At 73.3% G+C, this 15,812-nt stretch carries 16 protein-coding genes and 1 tRNA gene; 7 read left to right on the top strand and 10 right to left on the bottom strand.

The annotated features are described in order from the left end of the window. Positions 1-13 precede the first annotated feature (13 nt). The 6 genes from OIE49_RS23710 to OIE49_RS23685 form a co-directional block, all read right to left on the bottom strand. A complete protein-coding gene (locus OIE49_RS23710) occupies positions 14-1,300 on the bottom strand; it encodes an HD-GYP domain-containing protein (RefSeq protein ID WP_326804038.1) in 1,287 nt (428 codons plus the stop codon). Continuing rightward, entirely contained in the window at positions 1,297-2,739 is a 1,443-nt protein-coding gene (locus OIE49_RS23705; RefSeq protein WP_326804037.1) for an HD-GYP domain-containing protein, read from the bottom strand. Before OIE49_RS23705 ends, OIE49_RS23710 begins: the two co-directional genes overlap by 4 nt. A gap of 137 nt (positions 2,740-2,876) precedes the next feature. After that, positions 2,877-3,188: a mycothiol system anti-sigma-R factor gene (gene rsrA / locus OIE49_RS23700; RefSeq protein ID WP_100568150.1), complete on the bottom strand. Its 312-nt coding sequence runs from the start codon at positions 3,186-3,188 to the stop codon at positions 2,877-2,879. Beyond that, positions 3,185-3,880, bottom strand: a complete 696-nt coding sequence (gene sigR / locus OIE49_RS23695) for an RNA polymerase sigma factor SigR (protein WP_326804036.1) — start codon at positions 3,878-3,880, stop codon at positions 3,185-3,187. Before sigR ends, rsrA begins: the two co-directional genes overlap by 4 nt. Before the next feature lie 254 nt (positions 3,881-4,134). Next, entirely contained in the window at positions 4,135-4,770 is a 636-nt protein-coding gene (locus tag OIE49_RS23690; protein ID WP_326806313.1) for an alpha/beta hydrolase family protein, read from the bottom strand. 28 nt (positions 4,771-4,798) lie between these two features. Next, on the bottom strand, positions 4,799-5,614 hold the full coding sequence (locus tag OIE49_RS23685) for an SOS response-associated peptidase (RefSeq protein WP_326804035.1): 816 nt from the start codon (positions 5,612-5,614) through the stop codon (positions 4,799-4,801). A gap of 50 nt (positions 5,615-5,664) precedes the next feature. On the opposite strand from OIE49_RS23685, the gene OIE49_RS23680 reads away from it, so the two are divergent. The 4 genes from OIE49_RS23680 (at position 5,665) to OIE49_RS23665 (ending at position 9,278) form a co-directional block, all read left to right on the top strand. Next, the gene (locus tag OIE49_RS23680; protein WP_326804034.1) at positions 5,665-6,387 is read left to right on the top strand and encodes a M50 family metallopeptidase; all 723 of its coding nucleotides are present in this window, start codon (positions 5,665-5,667) and stop codon (positions 6,385-6,387) included. Positions 6,388-6,498: 111 nt separating this feature from the next. Continuing rightward, on the top strand, positions 6,499-7,815 hold the full coding sequence (gene aroA / locus OIE49_RS23675; RefSeq protein ID WP_326804033.1) for a 3-phosphoshikimate 1-carboxyvinyltransferase: 1,317 nt from the start codon (positions 6,499-6,501) through the stop codon (positions 7,813-7,815). A gap of 10 nt (positions 7,816-7,825) precedes the next feature. Then, on the top strand, positions 7,826-8,836 hold the full coding sequence (rsgA, locus tag OIE49_RS23670) for a ribosome small subunit-dependent GTPase A (protein ID WP_326804032.1): 1,011 nt from the start codon (positions 7,826-7,828) through the stop codon (positions 8,834-8,836). Between the two features lie 118 nt (positions 8,837-8,954). Next, a complete protein-coding gene (locus tag OIE49_RS23665; protein ID WP_100568156.1) occupies positions 8,955-9,278 on the top strand; it encodes a DMT family transporter in 324 nt (107 codons plus the stop codon). Positions 9,279-9,303: 25 nt separating this feature from the next. Here OIE49_RS23665 and OIE49_RS23660 read toward each other — a convergent pair whose 3' ends face one another. Beyond that, entirely contained in the window at positions 9,304-9,909 is a 606-nt protein-coding gene (locus OIE49_RS23660; RefSeq protein ID WP_100568157.1) for a TetR/AcrR family transcriptional regulator, read from the bottom strand. 183 nt (positions 9,910-10,092) lie between these two features. On the opposite strand from OIE49_RS23660, the gene hisN reads away from it, so the two are divergent. Next, on the top strand, positions 10,093-10,890 hold the full coding sequence (gene hisN, locus OIE49_RS23655; RefSeq protein WP_100568158.1) for a histidinol-phosphatase: 798 nt from the start codon (positions 10,093-10,095) through the stop codon (positions 10,888-10,890). A gap of 176 nt (positions 10,891-11,066) precedes the next feature. Next, positions 11,067-11,477: a CBS domain-containing protein gene (locus OIE49_RS23650; RefSeq protein ID WP_326804031.1), complete on the top strand. Its 411-nt coding sequence runs from the start codon at positions 11,067-11,069 to the stop codon at positions 11,475-11,477. 71 nt (positions 11,478-11,548) lie between these two features. Here the strand turns inward: OIE49_RS23650 and OIE49_RS23645 are convergent, their stop codons facing one another. Beyond that, on the bottom strand, positions 11,549-13,000 hold the full coding sequence (locus tag OIE49_RS23645; RefSeq protein WP_326804030.1) for a catalase: 1,452 nt from the start codon (positions 12,998-13,000) through the stop codon (positions 11,549-11,551). A 143-nt stretch (positions 13,001-13,143) separates the two neighbouring features. On the opposite strand from OIE49_RS23645, the gene OIE49_RS23640 reads away from it, so the two are divergent. Beyond that, positions 13,144-13,560 (top strand): Fur family transcriptional regulator, encoded by a 417-nt coding sequence (locus OIE49_RS23640; RefSeq protein ID WP_100568161.1) that lies wholly within the window; start codon positions 13,144-13,146, stop codon positions 13,558-13,560. Positions 13,561-13,716: 156 nt separating this feature from the next. On the opposite strand, the gene OIE49_RS23635 is transcribed toward OIE49_RS23640, so the two are convergent. Both OIE49_RS23635 and OIE49_RS23630 read right to left on the bottom strand, forming a co-directional pair. Next, positions 13,717-13,790, bottom strand: a tRNA-Met gene (locus tag OIE49_RS23635). 101 nt (positions 13,791-13,891) lie between these two features. Continuing rightward, positions 13,892-15,721 carry a tetratricopeptide repeat protein gene (locus OIE49_RS23630; RefSeq protein ID WP_326804029.1) on the bottom strand — a complete coding sequence of 610 codons (1,830 nt, stop codon included), beginning with the start codon at positions 15,719-15,721 and terminating at the stop codon, positions 13,892-13,894. Positions 15,722-15,812: the final 91 nt, after the last annotated feature.

The raw sequence follows: 15,812 nt of genomic DNA, 5'->3' as shown, positions 1-15,812 counted from the left end.
CATTACCCATGGGTTACCCCAAGGGCCTCTCGTTTGGATCCTGCCGGGCTGAGCCGAACGAAAGACCCCGGGCGGGCAGGGACAGGCTGTCCCGCGACAGCACCCGGCCCAGCGACTCGACCACCTCGGGGGCGTACGCGCCGGCTCCCGCCAGCCGCAGCGCCTCCAGGGCCTTGAGCGGACCGCCGGGCCCGGCGTCGCGCACCTTCTCCTCGTAGGCGTTGACGGCCCGCACGATCCGCGCGGGCAGCGGCTGCTCCCGGCAGGGGTCGGCCTGCCGCTCCACCACCACCGCGACCCGGGCGTCGACCCCGGTCTGCCGCACCACGGCCCCGCCGAGCAGCGCGATCCGCCGCTGCTCCTCGGCGGGCAGCCCCGCGGTGGCCCCGGCGGGCACCGGATCGACCAGGCTGAGCTGCCCGATGTCGTGCATCAGGGCCGCGTGCTCCAGGACGGTCAGCTCCGGTTCGGCGAGGCCCAGGTCCCGGCCCACGGCCCGGCTGAGCGCGGCCACCCGCCGGGCGTGCCCGGCCGGGGTGTACCCGGCCACCTCGGTGGCCCGGGCCAGGGAGGCGATGGTCTGCCGGTAGGTCCTGCGCACGGCCGCGTACCGTCCGAGGGAAAGCTGGGTGAGCAGCAGCGGCAGCGAGAACACGGGCAGCGCCCACAACCCGGCCACGGCGACGGCGAGGGCCATCACCGCGCCGGTCGCGCACACCGCCGAACCGATCCCGCGCAGGCCCCGCAGCTCCTCCCGCAGCAGCGGCCCGAACGGCCACCGGGTGCGCCCGTGCGCCTGCGCGGCGGCGAGCACGGCGCCGCACAGCGCGGTGAGCACCAGGAGCGCGAGCAGCAGCAGCGCGTACGCCGGACCGACCCAGTCCTCGAACGCCCCTTCGCCGTAGAGGGGTTGGAAGCAGACGGCGGCGAAGGCGACGGTGAGGATCCGCCGCGCCAGGTGGTCGAGCGTCGGTCCGCGACCGCGCGCGATGTGCGGCACGCCGCCCAGGAGGCAGGCGGCGATCACCACGGCGACGACCTGGCAGGCGCCGTGGTGACTGGGCCGGCCGGCGTCCGCGCCCAGCAGCGCGTACGACAGCGCCCCGGCGGCGCCGAGCGGCGCGGCCTCCCGGGACTCGGACCCGGTCCACCGGGTCAGCTCGCCGACGAGGACCAGCGCCCCGAAGGCGAGGGCGGCCCCGCGCTCCTCCAGGCCGGTCCACAGGGTGACGGTGAGGGACAGCAGGGCGACCAGGACCGCCGAGCCGCGGATGAGGAGCAGCAGGAGGGGTCTGCTCATCGACGGGCTTCCGGCCGGCCGCCGAGGTCGCCGTCCTCGGTGGCGTACGGCACCGCCGGCCCGCTCGCCCCGCCGGATGCCGCGTCCGAAGGGACGGCGGGCGTGCCGTCCGCGCCGCCGGGAGCCGCCGAGGCCGGGCCGGAGGTGCCGGAGACGGCGCGGAAGGGTGCGGGCGGGGCGACGGGCGTACCGTCCTGCGCGGTGACCGCCGGGTGCCAGCCGTACCGGTCCAGGGCCCGGACCAGCGCCGTGACCATCCGCGGGTCGAACTGGGTTCCCGCGCAGCGCTCCAGCTCCGCCAGCGCGGCGGCCACCGGCCGGGCCCGCCGGTAGGACCGGGTGGACGTCATCGCGTCGAAGGCGTCCGCGACGGCCACCACCCGTGCGCACTCGGGGATCTGACCGCCCGTCAGCCCGTACGGGTAGCCGCCTCCGTCGAGCCGCTCGTGGTGGTGCAGGATCGCCGAGCGGGCCTCGCCGAGGAAGGAGATCCCGCGCACCATCTCGTGCCCGTACTCGGGGTGCAGCTCGATCACGCGCCGCTCCTCGGGGGTCAGCGGCCCGTCCTTGCGCAGCAGCCGGGTGGGCACGCCCAGCTTGCCCACGTCGTGCAGGATGCCGGCGAACCGCAGCACCTCGACCCGCTCGTCGTCCATGCCCAGCTCGCGCGCGATCAGCATGGAGGCCTGCCCCACCCGCTCGCTGTGCCCCCGCGTGTAGCCGTCCTTGATGTCGACGGCCTGCACCAGCGCGCGGATGGTGGCCCGGTGCGCGGACCGCTCGCGGTGGTACTGGGCGTACACCCAGCCGGAGACGCACATCGGCAGCAGGACGAGCAGCGCGGCGACGGGACCGTAGGGGCTGACCCACAGCACGGCCATCATCAGCCCGGCGAGCCCGTGCACCGCGACGGGCGCCAGCGACCGTGCCAGCAGCCCCTGCCACGCCCGCCGCGCCGGCACGTGCTCCGCCAGCGCGAGGACCCCGCCGTCCAGAGCCGTCAGCACCAGGCAGAAGGCGAGCACGGCAGCGCCCGCGGGCAGGAGGACGTAGGGGAAGTCACAGCCGGCGACGGCGTCCGGGCCGCCGAGCGCCCCGTGCACCCGGGCGGCCGTCCACACCGCGAGGGCGAGCTGCGCGGCCCGCCAGATCCGGCGCAGCCCCTCGGGCCGCCGCCCGGCGCGGGCGAGCAGCACACCCGGCAGCGCGACGACGGCGGCGGCGGGCGGCGGCAGCAGGAAGGCCGCCGCGAGCAGTACGGGGTAGAAGGGCCCGGCGAGGCTGCGCCGGGCGAACTGCCTGCACCCGGCGTACACCCCGGTGAGCAGGGCGACCGCCCACCAGGAGGTGCGCGTCAGCGGCAGCGGCAGCAGACAGGCCAGGGCGGCGAGGACGGCACAGGCGACATACGCACGGGCCCGCGGGGCAACCGCCTCCATGCCGCCCCTCCCCGGTCATGCCTGTCCACGGTGGGAGCGTAGGGGGCGCGGCGGGGAGCCCACGAGGCCCAGCCCCGGGGATTAGCACGTTCGGGTGAAGGGAGCGGAGCGCCGGGCGGGCGTCCGCGTGCAGCGGGTCAGGACTCCTGCGGAGTCACCGGTGCCGCGGTCACGTCATGCTCGGGGACGGTCTGGCCTGAGCGGATGAGATCGATCCGCCCCATGACCTTGGCGCGCAGGTCCGCGGGCACGTCGTCATGCCCGCAGCACCGCTTGACCAGCTTCTTCACGGCCTGCTCCAGGCCGTACTTCTCGAGGCACGGCGAGCACTCCTCGAAGTGGTGCTCGAACTTGGTGCGGTCGACGTCCGGCATCTCACTGTCGAGGAACTCGTAGAGGTGGTCGAGTACCTCACCGCAGTCCGTCTCGTGCGGGTCTCCGCAGCTCATGAGCCCGAGCCTTTCGCTTCGTCCGACTCTCCGGCGCCGGCCGGGACCAGTCCGCGCTCGCGGGCGTAGTCCTCGAGCATGCCGCGCAGCTGACGGCGGCCCCGGTGCAGCCGGGACATCACCGTCCCGATGGGTGTCCCCATGATGTCCGCGATCTCCTTGTACGCAAAGCCTTCTACATCCGCGAGGTAGACGGCGATGCGGAATTCCTCGGGGATCGCCTGCAGCGCTTCCTTCACGTCCGAATCGGGCAGGTGGTCGAGCGCCTGCGACTCGGCGGAGCGCAGACCGGTCGACATGTGCGACTCGGCGCGGGCGAGCTGCCAGTCCTCGATCTCCTCGGCGGCGCTGCGCTGCGGCTCGCGCTGCTTCTTGCGGTACGAGTTGATGAAGGTGTTGGTGAGGATCCGGTACAGCCACGCCTTGAGGTTGGTGCCCTCGCGGAACTGGTGGAAGGACGCGTACGCCTTGGCGTAGGTCTCCTGCACCAGGTCCTCGGCGTCGGCCGGGTTGCGCGTCATGCGCAGCGCGGCCGAGTACATCTGGTCGAGGAACTCCAGCGCGTCCCGCTCGAAGCGCGCGCTGCGCTCGGTCGTCGACTCCACGGATCCGCCCACGCTCGTGCCCCGGCCCTCGGGCTGCTCCGCCTGGCCGTTGTCGGTCCCTGCGTCGGTACCGGGAACCGGACCCACCTCCTCAAGCGACGTCGTGGCACCGAATGCGGTTCCACTCGAATCGGAGGATAGACGACGAGCCGTGCCTGCCGCCGCTCGAACAGGAGCGGTCCGCGCCGCGTGCAGCACCGTCCAGTCCAGGTCAGTGCGGCTGCTGCGGCTCGGGCAAACGGTCGAACCCATGCGGCGGACTCCCTCTCGTGTGACGTCGGCGCCGGGAGCGGCACTTCTGATTCGCTCAACAGCGGGGGTCCGCCGGGCATTCCCGCGGGTCACCCGAGTGACGCGGTCCACTGTGCGACGGCGTCGGCGATGATCTCCAGGGCCCGGTCCTGGGTGATGGACGCCCGCTTCGGGACGGCGAAGCCGTGATCGCCGTACGGCACCTCGACGAGCCGGTAGGAGCCCTCCGGGAACTCCGCGGGGCTGCCGAACGGGTCGTTGCCGCCCTGGACGACGAGCGTGGGCACCCCCGCGCCGAGCAACTCGTCGGCGCGGGACTTCTCGGGCCTGCCCGGCGGGTGCAGCGGGAAGCTGAGGGCGAGGACGGCGTGCGCGCCAAGGCCGGCCGCCGTACGGCAGGCGACGCGCGCCCCGGCGCTGCGGCCGCCCGCGACCACCGGCAGCCCCGGCCGGGTGAGGGCGGGCCACAGCCCGCGCCAGCCGGTGTCCAGCGTCCTCGGCGCGGGCGCGACCTTCTTGCCGACCACCCGCCAGGGCTGCTCGACCAGCGCGACGGTGACGCCGTGCCCGGGGAGGGTGCGCGCCAGGGCCTGGAGGTCGCGGGCCTCGACACCGCCGCCGGCTCCGTGGCTCAGGGCGACCACCAGATGTGCCGCGGGGGCCCGGTGCCAGGTGACGCGGGCCGCGCCCGCCTCCGTCTCGACGGTCTCGCTCAGGTCGCTCATGTCCCTCACGTCGCTCGGGTCGCCCACGTCAGAAGAGTGTGCCCTCTTCGGGCGCCGGGAGCTCCTTGAGCAGCTCCGGCCCGTTGTTGCGGACGTTACTGACGGCCGTGGACACCGGGTAGGCGCGCATCAGGCCGTGAGGCGGCGGGGTGAGCAGCGCGCGCAGGTCGTCCGGGTCGGTGCGGGCCGGGTCCAGCCAGGCGTCCCAGCGGTCCGGGGTCAGCATCAGCGGCATCCGGGGGTGGATCTCGGCCAGCGAGCCGGGGCCCTCGGCCGGGGCCACGGCCAGCGGGGTGCTCTCCGCCTCCGTGGTGATCACCGAGCAGGTCACCCACCAGGCCCGCGGGTGGTCGTCGGGCAGGGTGCGGTCCCGCCAGAACTCGTAGAGCCCGGCCATCGCGAAGACCGAGCCGTCCGCCGGGGTCACGAAGTAGGGCTGCTTGCGCGGGCGTTTGCGCCGGCCCTCGACCTCCAGCTCCCGCTCCTGGGTGCCGGTGACCCACTCGTAGTAGCCGTCGGCGGGCACGACGCAGCGCCGGGCGGCGAAGGCGCGGCGGTACGACGGCTTCTCGTGCACGGTCTCCGCGCGAGCGTTGATCATCCGGGCGGCGCCCTCCGGGGACTTCGCCCACGACGGTACGAGCCCCCACCTCAGCTTCCGCAGCTGGCGAACCGGACTGCGGTCGCCGGCGTCCTTCAGGGGACGGTCCAGGATCACGTGGACCTCCTTGGTGGGGGCCACGTTGTAATCGGGCTCCAGGGTCTCCTCCGGGTCCCACCTCTGGATCTCGAAGACTCCTGCGAGATCCCCGGGGCCGCGACTCGCCGCATACCGTCCGCACATACGTGCAACACTGCCAGACCGCGCACACGGACAGGGAGCCACTCGGACACATGGACAGCCTCGCCGCCACCGCGCTGCCCGATCTCTGGGACCGGCTCGTCGGCACCCAGCCCGACCCCGACCTGTGGGTGGTGATCGCCACCGCGGCCGCCGCGCTCGCCGTGGTCGTCCCGCACACTCTGTGGCGCCTCTCGCGCAACGCGATCACCATCGCGCACGAGGGCGGGCACGGACTGGTGGCGCTGCTCACCGGACGCACCCTGACCGGCATACGCCTGCACTCCGACACCAGCGGCCTGACCGTCAGCCGGGGCAAGCCGCACGGCATCGGCATGATCCTCACGGCGTCCGCCGGCTACACCGCTCCCCCGCTGCTGGGCCTGGGCGGCGCGGCTCTGCTCGCCACCGGCCGCATCACGCTGCTGCTGTGGGTGGCCACGGCGCTGCTGGTGGCCATGCTGGTGATGATCCGCAACGCCTACGGCGCGCTCACCGTGCTCCTCACCGGCGGCCTGTTCCTGCTGGTGTCCTGGCTGACCGGACCGCAGGTGCAGGCGGCGTTCGCGTACGCGGTGGTCTGGTTCCTGCTGCTCGGCGGGGTGCGCCCGGCCTTCGAGCTCCAGGCCAAGCGGGCGCGCGGGGGCGCCGGGGACTCGGACGCGGACCAGCTGTCGCGGCTGACGCACGTCCCGGCGGCGCTGTGGCTGTTCCTGTTCCACGCGGTGTCGCTGTGCTCGCTGATCGGCGGCGGCCGGTGGCTGCTGGCGGGCTGAGGCGATCCCTCCGGCCTCCCTCGATACGTCCGCCGGCGCCGTGCGGCGGGCGTGCGTGCCGGGCGTGAGGGCGCAGGCGGGGGACTCGGAACAGGCTCTAAGGTGGGGACCATGGCCCCGAACCCCGCACATACCGCCCTCTGGCCCGCCCCGCACGCGAGCGGAGCCGTCGACGCGACGGTCCACGTGCCGGGGTCGAAGTCCGTCACCAACCGCGCGCTGGTGCTCGCCGCCCTCGCCTCCGAGCCGGGCTGGCTGCGCCGCCCCCTGCGCTCCCGCGACACGCTGCTGATGGCCGGCGCCCTGCGGGCCATGGGCGTCGGCATCGACGAGGGCGTCGGGCCGGACGGAACCGGGGAGGCCTGGCGCGTGATCCCCGCGGGGCTGCACGGCCCGGCCACCATCGACGTCGGCAACGCCGGCACGGTGATGCGCTTCCTGCCGCCGGTCGCCGCGCTGGCCGACGGCCCCATCCGCTTCGACGGCGACCCGCGCGCGTACGAACGCCCGCTGGACGGCGTCATCGACGCGCTGCGCGTCCTGGGCGCCCGGATCGACGACGACGGCCGCGGCGCGCTGCCGATGACCGTGCAGGGCAGCGGCGCGCTGGACGGCGGCCCGGTGGACATCGACGCTTCGTCCTCGTCCCAGTTCGTCAGCGCCCTGCTGCTGTCGGGGCCACGCTTCAACCAGGGCGTGGAGGTCCGGCACACCGGGTCGTCGCTGCCGTCGCTGCCGCACATCCGGATGACGGTCGACATGCTGCGGGCGGTCGGCGCCCAGGTGGACACCCCCGAGTCGGGCGGCGAGCCGAACGTCTGGCGGGTCACCCCGGGCGCCCTGCTCGGCCGGGACCTGACCGTGGAGCCCGACCTGTCCAACGCCCAGCCCTTCCTCGCGGCGGCGCTGGTGACCGGCGGCAAGGTCGTCGTCCCCGACTGGCCGGCCCGGACGACCCAGCCGGGTGACCGGCTGCGGCAGATCTTCACCGAGATGGGTGGTTCCTGCGAACTCACCGACTACGGCCTGGTGTTCACCGGTTCGGGTGCCGTGCACGGCATCGACGTGGACCTCGGCGAGGTCGGCGAGCTGACCCCGGGCATCGCGGCCGTCGCCGCGCTCGCGGACTCGCCCTCGACCCTGCGGGGCGTGGCCCATCTGCGGCTGCACGAGACCGACCGCCTGGCCGCGCTGACCAAGGAGATCAACGAGCTCGGCGGTGACGTGACCGAGACGGCCGACGGCCTGCACATCCGCCCGCGCCGCCTGCACGGCGGGGTCTTCCACACCTACGAGGACCACCGCATGGCGACGGCCGGAGCGATCCTCGGCCTCGCGGTCGAGGGCGTGCAGATCGAGAACGTGGCGACCACGGCGAAGACACTGCCCGACTTCCCCGACCTGTGGACCGGGATGCTCGGGGCGTAGGGAACACGTCATGCGCCGCTACGGCAAGCACACCGACGAGGACGACATCCGCAGCCGCCCCAACCGCAAGGGCAACCGGCCGCGCACCAACATCCGCCCCAAGCACGAGGATGCCGCCGAGGGCCTGGTCCTCACCGTCGACCGGGGACGGCTGACATGCCTCGTCGACGGCCGCCCGATCATCGCGATGAAGGCCCGCGAACTGGGCCGCAAGGCCGCCGTCGTGGGCGACCGGGTGGCCCTGGTCGGCGACATGTCCGGGAAGAAGGACACCCTCGCGCGCATCGTCCGCATCGAGGAACGCGCCTCGGTCCTGCGCCGCACGGCGGACGACGACGACCCCTACGAGCGCGTGGTCGTCGCGAACGCCGACCAACTGGCCATCGTCACCGCGCTCGCCGACCCCGAGCCGCGGCCGCGCCTGATCGACCGCTGCCTGGTGGCGGCGTACGACGGCGGTCTCGAGCCACTGCTGGTCATGACCAAGTCGGACCTGGCGCCGCCGGACAAGCTCCTGGAGCTGTACGGGGACCTGGACATCCCCTACGTCGTCACCAGCCGTGCCGAGCTGGACGACGGCGCGGCGGCGGACCGGGTGCGTGAGCATCTCGACGGGAAGGTCACGGCGTTCGTCGGCCACTCGGGCGTGGGCAAGACGACCCTGGTCAACGCGCTGGTGCCGGAGGATCGGCGGCGGGTGACGGGACATGTGAACGCGGTGACCGGCCGGGGCCGCCACACCACCACCTCCGCGCTCGCGCTGCCGCTGGCGGGCGGGGACGGCTGGGTCGTGGACACCCCGGGCGTACGGTCGTTCGGGCTCGCGCACATCGATCCGTGCCGGGTGATCCACGCCTTCCCCGACCTGGAGCCGGGCACCGAGGGCTGCCCGCGCGCGTGCAGTCACGACGAGCCGGACTGCGCCCTGGACCCGTGGGTCGCCGAAGGGCACGCGGACCCGGCCCGGCTGTACTCGCTGCGCCGGCTGCTGGCCACGCGGGAGCGCAAGGAGGGCGACTGACCTCCGCGTTGTTTGGGTGCGGCGCGGTCCGGCAAGTGCATAATCGCACGGAGCCGGATCATGACCTGCCCCAAGCACGACGAAGCGGTCACGGCACGCGGACGCTCGGGAGGACTGCATGGCGTGGCTGCTGGTGATCGTCGCCGGGTTGCTCGAGACCGGCTTCGCCGTGTGCCTGAAGCTGTCGCACGGGTTCACCCGGCTCTGGCCGACCATCGCCTTCTGCTGCTTCGCCCTGGGCAGTTTCGGCCTGCTCACCCTGTCCCTGAAGAAGCTCGACGTGGGCCCCGCGTACGCGGTGTGGACCGGCATCGGCGCGGCGGGCACCGCCATCTACGGCATGGTCTTCCTCGGCGACCTGGTCTCCACGCTGAAGATCGTCTCGATCAGCCTGGTCATCATCGGGGTGATCGGGCTCCAGCTGTCCGGTTCCGCGCACTGACGCGACGGCTCTGGGCGCGGCCGGGTCAGGCCAGGTGGCGCGGGAGCGCGCCGCGCGCCAGGCCGGCGACCCCGCCCCGGTCCGGCGGCGCGGCCACGCACGACAGGGCGAGGCGGATCACCAGCTCGCAGGCACGGGCAAGTTCGGCGGTGTCGGCCCTGGGGGTGCCGGGGGCGGAGAGCAGGGTCGCGGCGCGGTCGCGGACGATCGCCACGAAGTCGCCGGGCGACGGCAGCGGGCCGTCGGCCCGGCGCTGCGCGGGAACCGCGCTGGAGGACGGCACCGCCGACAGCGTGGGCGAGGGCAGCCGTTCGCTCCAGCAGCCGGTGAGCATCGCCTTCACCAGCACGTTGTCCCGGGCGGCGGACACCGTCCACTCGGCGGCGGCGGTGAGCCGCTCGCGCGGGTCGGCGGGGGTCACCAGGGCTCGTTCGACCCCGGCGAGATAGCCGTCCGCCTCCCGCCTGACCAGGGCCCGCGCCAAACCGTCCTTGCTGCCGAACTCGTTGTACAGCGTCTGCCGGGAGACCCCGGCCGCCGCGGCCACGTCAACCATGCGGACCGCGGACCACGGCCGCCCTGTCAGCGCCGAGTAGGCGGCGTCCAGCAGGGATTCCCGCGCTGCAGGCATCTTCGCCTCCCTGGGGCGAGCGGCTGTGCGCCCAGATTTGACGCCCCCGAACGCACTGTCAAGGGTCCGTGACGGCACGTGTGCGCCAGGGAGGTACCCACGCGCGCGTCCGCCCGCAGGGGGCGTCCCGGCCCGCTCCGCCCCCCGTGGCCCCGGGCCGCCCCGGGCGGATACGGTTCTGGCATGCCGGACTACCTCGACGACCTGCGCCTGGCCCACGTCCTCGCGGACGCCGCCGACGCCGCGACCATGGACCGTTTCAAGGCCCTCGACCTCAAGGTCGAGACGAAGCCGGACATGACCCCGGTCAGTGAGGCGGACAAGGCGGCGGAGGAACTCATCCGCGGCCAGCTCCAACGCGCCCGCCCCCGCGACGCGGTCCTCGGCGAGGAGTACGGCATCCAGGGCACCGGCCCCCGCCGCTGGGTCGTCGACCCGATCGACGGCACCAAGAACTACGTGCGCGGCGTCCCGGTCTGGGCCACGCTCATCTCCCTGATGGAGGCCGGCGAGGGCGGCTTCCATCCCGTCGTGGGCCTCGTCTCCGCCCCCGCCCTGGGCCGCCGCTGGTGGGCCGCGAAGGGCCACGGCGCCTTCATGGGCCGCAGCCTGGCGCAGGCGAGCAGGCTCCGGGTGTCCCGCGTGGCGGACCTCTCGGACGCCTCCTTCGCGTACTCCTCGCTCAGCGGCTGGGAGGAGCAGGGCCGCCTGGACGGCTTCCTCGATCTGACCCGCGCGGTCTGGCGCACCCGTGCCTACGGCGACTTCTGGCCGTACATGATGGTCGCCGAGGGTTCGGTCGACTTCTGTGCCGAGCCGGAGCTGTCCCTGTGGGACATGGCCGCGAACGCGATCATCGTGACCGAGGCCGGCGGCACCTTCACCGGCCTCGACGGCCGCCCCGGCCCGCACAGCGGCAACGCCGCCGCGTCCAACGGGCTGCTGCACGACGAGATGCTGGGGTATCTCGGCCGGCGCTGACGGGTGACGGGCAACGCCTGCGCGCGCCCCCGCCGGACCGCGCACGCCCCCTTGTTGACCCGCGCTTTGCCTGAGACTCTGGGAGTTCCCCCCTTGTGAACTTGTGCAGTGTCCGAGAGGCGGCTCACCCGCCGGGCACGCACCAGCCGGATTCCCCGAGGAGGTGGCTCCATCCCATGCTCGTCCGCGACGCCATGAGCACGGTGGTCCTCACCATCGGTCCCACACACACCCTCCGACAGGCGGCGGCCCTGATGTCCGCGCGCCACGTCGGCGCCGCCGTCGTCCACGACCCCGACGCAGGTGGCATCGGCATCCTCACCGAACGCGACGTCCTCAACTCCGTGGGTCTGGGCCAGAACCCGGACACGGAGCGCGTGCACGCGCACACCACCACCGACGTCGTGTTCGCCGCGCCGTCCTGGACCCTGGAGGAGGCGGCGGGCGCCATGGCCCGCGGCGGCTTCCGGCACCTCATCGTCCTGGACCACGACGAGCCTGCGGGCATCGTCTCGGTCCGCGACATCATCCGCTGCTGGGCACCGGTCCGGCAGCACGCGGCGGCCGCGGGCGCGGGCACGGCCTGAACGCACGCCGGCGGGCCGGGCCCCCGAAGGGACCCGGCCCGCCGTCCGCGACAAGCGGTCCAGTGCTGGAGTCAGCCGCGCAGGGCCTGGACCGCGGCCTCCAGCCGCTTGCCGAAGTCGTCGTCCGCCTGACGGAAATTGCTGATCGCCCGCTCGGCGATGTCCTCGCGCGAGACCTGCGCGATGGCGCCCGCCAGGTTGCCGATCAGGCGCTCCTTCTCCTCGTCCGACATCAGGCGGTAGAGGTTGCCGGCCTGGACGAAGTCGTTGTCCTCGGCATGGACCGGCGCCTCGTGGTCACCGGTGACGCCGGTGACCGGCACGGGCTGCCACAGCGGCCGGTCCGTCTGGAACGGCCCGCCGAAGCTGTTCGGCTCGTAGTTCTTCGCGCCCTTGTGGCGGCCGTCGTACAGGTAGCCGTCACGGGAGTTGGTGCGCGCCTCGGTGGCGTGCGGACGGTTCACCGGCAGGTGGTCGGCGTTGATGCCGACGCGGTAGCGGTGGGCGTCGCCGTACGCGAAGAGGCGGCCCTGGAGCATCTTGTCCGGGGAGGGACCGATGCCCGGCACGAAGTGGGCGGGGCTGAAGATCGACTGCTCGACCTCGGCGAAGATGTTCTCCGGGTTGCGGTTGAGCTCCAGCTTGCCGATCTCGATCGGCGGGTAGTCGTCGTGCGGCCACACCTTGGTGAGGTCGAACGGGTTGAAGCGGTAGGCCGCCGCGTCGGCCGCCGGCATGACCTGCACCTGCACGGTCCAGGACGGGTACTCGCCGCGCTCGATGGCCTCACGCAGGTCGCGCTGGTGGGAGTCGGGGTCCGCGCCGGCGAGCACGGCGGCCTCGTGGGCGGTGAGGCTCTTGATCCCCTGGTCGGTCTTGAAGTGGTACTTGACCCAGAAGACCTCGCCGGCCTCGTTGTTCCACTGGTAGGTGTGGGAGCCGTAGCCGTTCATGTGGCGGTACGACGCCGGGATGCCGCGGTCGCCGAACAGCCAGGTCACCTGGTGCGTCGACTCCGGGGACAGACCCCAGAAGTCCCAGACGTTGTCGGCCTCCTGGCTGCCCGTGCAGGGGTCGCGCTTCTGGGTGTGGATGAAGTCGGGGAACTTGATGGCGTCCTTGATGAAGAACACCGGGGTGTTGTTGCCGACGAGGTCGTAGTTGCCCTCCTCGGTGTAGAACTTCAGCGCGAAGCCGCGCGGGTCGCGGACCGCGTCCGCGGCGCCGAGGTTGCCGGCCACGGTCGAGAAGCGCAGGAAGGTCTCCGTCTGCTTGCCGACCTCGGAAAGGAACGCGGCACGCGTGTACCGGGTGACGTCGGCCGTGACCGTGAAGGTGCCGTAGGCGCCGGCGCCACGGGCGTGCACCACGCGCTCCGGGATGCGCTCGCGATTGAAGTGGGCGAGCTTTTCCAGCAGGAGCTGGTCCTGGATGAGCACCGGGCCGCCGACGCCCGCCGTCTCGCTGTTCTGGTTGTCGGCAACCGGAGCACCGGCCTCCGTCGTGAGCGGCCCCTGGGTCACGTCGCCTCCTGCGTCATTTCCATCGTTCCTGTCGCTTGGCCAAAGCCAGTCTCGATCCTACAATGGACTTAGTCCAAGTCAAGTGGAGCTCCAAAGTCACACTGATTCGGGATCTATTCCCCCTTGCTGTTAGGCTGGTCGGTATGAGTGACCTTCTGGAACGGCTGCGCGGACGCGGATGGCGGATGACCGCGCAGCGGCGTGTGGTGGCCGAGGTCCTCGACGGCGAACACGTCCATCTGACGGCCGACGAGGTCCATGCCCGGGCTGTCGCCAAGCTGCCCGAGATCTCCCGGGCGACCGTCTACAACACGCTGGGCGAGCTGGTCTCCCTCGGCGAGGTCCTGGAAGTCAGCACCGACAAGCGCGCCAAGCGGTACGACCCCAACGCGCACCGGCCGCACCACCACCTGGTCTGCGCCGGCTGCGGCGCGATCCGGGACGTCCACCCGAGCGGCAACCCGCTGGCCGACCTGCCCGACTCGGAGCGCTTCGGCTTCACGGTCTCGAACGTGGAGGTCACCTACCGCGGCCTCTGCCCGAACTGCGCGGCGGCCTGACGGCCCCCTTCGCAAGCCTCACTCGCGAGACGAGAGAAGACCCCCGGCACCTCGACGGTGCGCGGGGGTCCTTCTTTTGTGCTCCACTCCCGGAAGCGCCTCCGGAAAACACCGAGGGCCGGAATCCTTGATCGGATTCCGGCCCTCGGCCTTCAGTAGCGGGGACAGGATTTGAACCTGCGACCTCTGGGTTATGAGCCCAGCGAGCTACCGAGCTGCTCCACCCCGCGTCGATGAATGCAACACTACGTGACCGGCGCACCGAGAAGCAAATCGTTTACGGGGACGTCGGAAGGACCTGCGTCACACGACCCGCGTCCCGGGATCCGCGTCACGCCGACAGCTCCTCGCGCAGCGCGTCCCGCAGGCGCGCGGCCCGCTGGGCGACCTCCGCCGGCCCCAGCGCCACGGCCCGGTCGGCCCACCCCTGCCCCTCGGCCAGCTCGCCGCGGCGCGCGTGCACCAGGGCGAGCCGCAGCGCCGCCCGCCCGTGCCCGGCGTCGGCCGCCCGCGCCCACCAGGTGGCCGCCTCCGGCTCACTGCCCTCCCTGGCGAGCAGCAGTCCCAGGTTGAACGCGCCGTTGCGGGAGCCGGACTCCGCCGCCCTGCGGTACCACCGCGCCGCCTCGACCACGTCCCCGCGGGTCGCGGCCAGCATCCCGACCCGCACCTGCGCGCGCCGGTGTCCCTGGCCGGCCGCCCGCTCGTACCACTCCTCGCACTCGGTCTTCTCCTGGATCGCCGGCTCCCCCAACTCGTGCGCGGCCGCCGGTGGCCGCCGGGCGTCGAGCACGGTGGCCAGCCGGTACGCCGCCTCCGGGCTGCCGCCGCCGGCCGCGCACCGCAGGTGCCGCTCGGCCGCCCGCTCGTCGCCCGCGCGCAGCCGGGCGATCCCCACCTGCAACGCGGCCTCGGTGTGCCCGGCCGCCGCCGCCCGCTCGTACCACCGCAGGGCCTGGGCGTCCTCGCTCCGCCCGGCGTAGAGGATCCCCAGGTTGAAGGCGGCGTCGACGCTCCCGGCCTCCGCCGCCTTGGAGAACCACGGCTCGGCCCCACTGGTGTCCCCCCCCTGGAGCAGCAGGACGGCCAGCGCGTTCGACGCCTCCCGGTGCCCGGCGTAGGCCGCGCGCCGGTACCACTGCTCGGCCTGCGCGGTACGGCCCTGCTCGGCGCAGAGCAGTCCGAGGTTGTAGGCGCCGTTGATGTCGCCCGCGTCCATCGCCGCCCGGTACCACCGCTCGGCGGTCTGCGTCTCGCCGCGCTCGGCGTGCAGCGCGCCCAGCGCGTTCGCCGCGTTGCCGTCGCCGTCCTGCGCGGCCCTCAGCCACCACAGGGCGGCGTTCTCGGGGTCACCGGCGTCCCGCAGCAGGAACCCGAGCGCGCAGGCGGCCCTGGCCTCGCCGTCCTTGGCGGAGGTCAGGTACCAGCGGCCGGCCTCCTTGAGGTCGCCGCGCTTCTCCAGGATGGCGCCGAGGTGCAGGGCGGCCCGCCGGTGCCCGCGCGCGGCGGCCTGGCGGTACCACTGCTCGGCCTCCGCCGGCAGGCCGGGACCCTCTCCGCCGGACTGCCGGCCGGCCCGCCGGTCCAGTGCCCGCGCCAGCCGGTACTCCGCCTCCCGGTGCCCCCGCTCGGCGGCGACCCGCATCCAGCGCTCGGCCCCGGCGTCGCCGCGGTGCTCCAGCAGGTCAGCGAGGGCGTAGGCGCCGAGGACGTGCCCCTGCTCGGCGGACTGGCGCAGCCAGTACTCGGCGGCGGGCTCGTCGCCGCGCTCGCGGTGGTGCCGGCCGAGCGCGTGCGCGGCCGCCGCGGATCCGGCGACGGCGGCGATGCGCCACCATCCGGCCGCTTCGTCGGCGTAACCGCGCTGGTGGAGCAGGACTCCCAGGTTGTTGGCCGCTGCGCGGTCGCCGCCCGCGGTGGCGGAGCGCAGATGAGGTTCGGCGGCGTCGAGGTTGCCGCGCCGCAGCAGCATGGCCCCGAGGACGCTCATGGCCTCGACGTCGCCCGCCTCGGCGGCGAGGCGACGGCGCGCCAGCTCTGCGGTCTCGTCCGCGGCCGCCATGGACTCGTCGCGCGCCTCGCCTCCGGTCTCACCAGAGCCGGAATCCTGCACAAATCGCCCCGTCTCGAACAGAGTTGCCTTGTCCCCCATAACGTCCATCGTCGCACCACCTGCAACCCGGGTACATCCGTAATACCCCAGCCAGTGAGGTCACTTCAGCGTTTTGTCGACATGCCCACAGAGAGACAAG

It is taken from the genome of Streptomyces sp. NBC_01788, from assembly GCF_035917575.1.
Lineage (GTDB): Bacteria > Actinomycetota > Actinomycetes > Streptomycetales > Streptomycetaceae > Streptomyces.
This window is presented reverse-complemented; position numbering and strand designations above follow the sequence as displayed.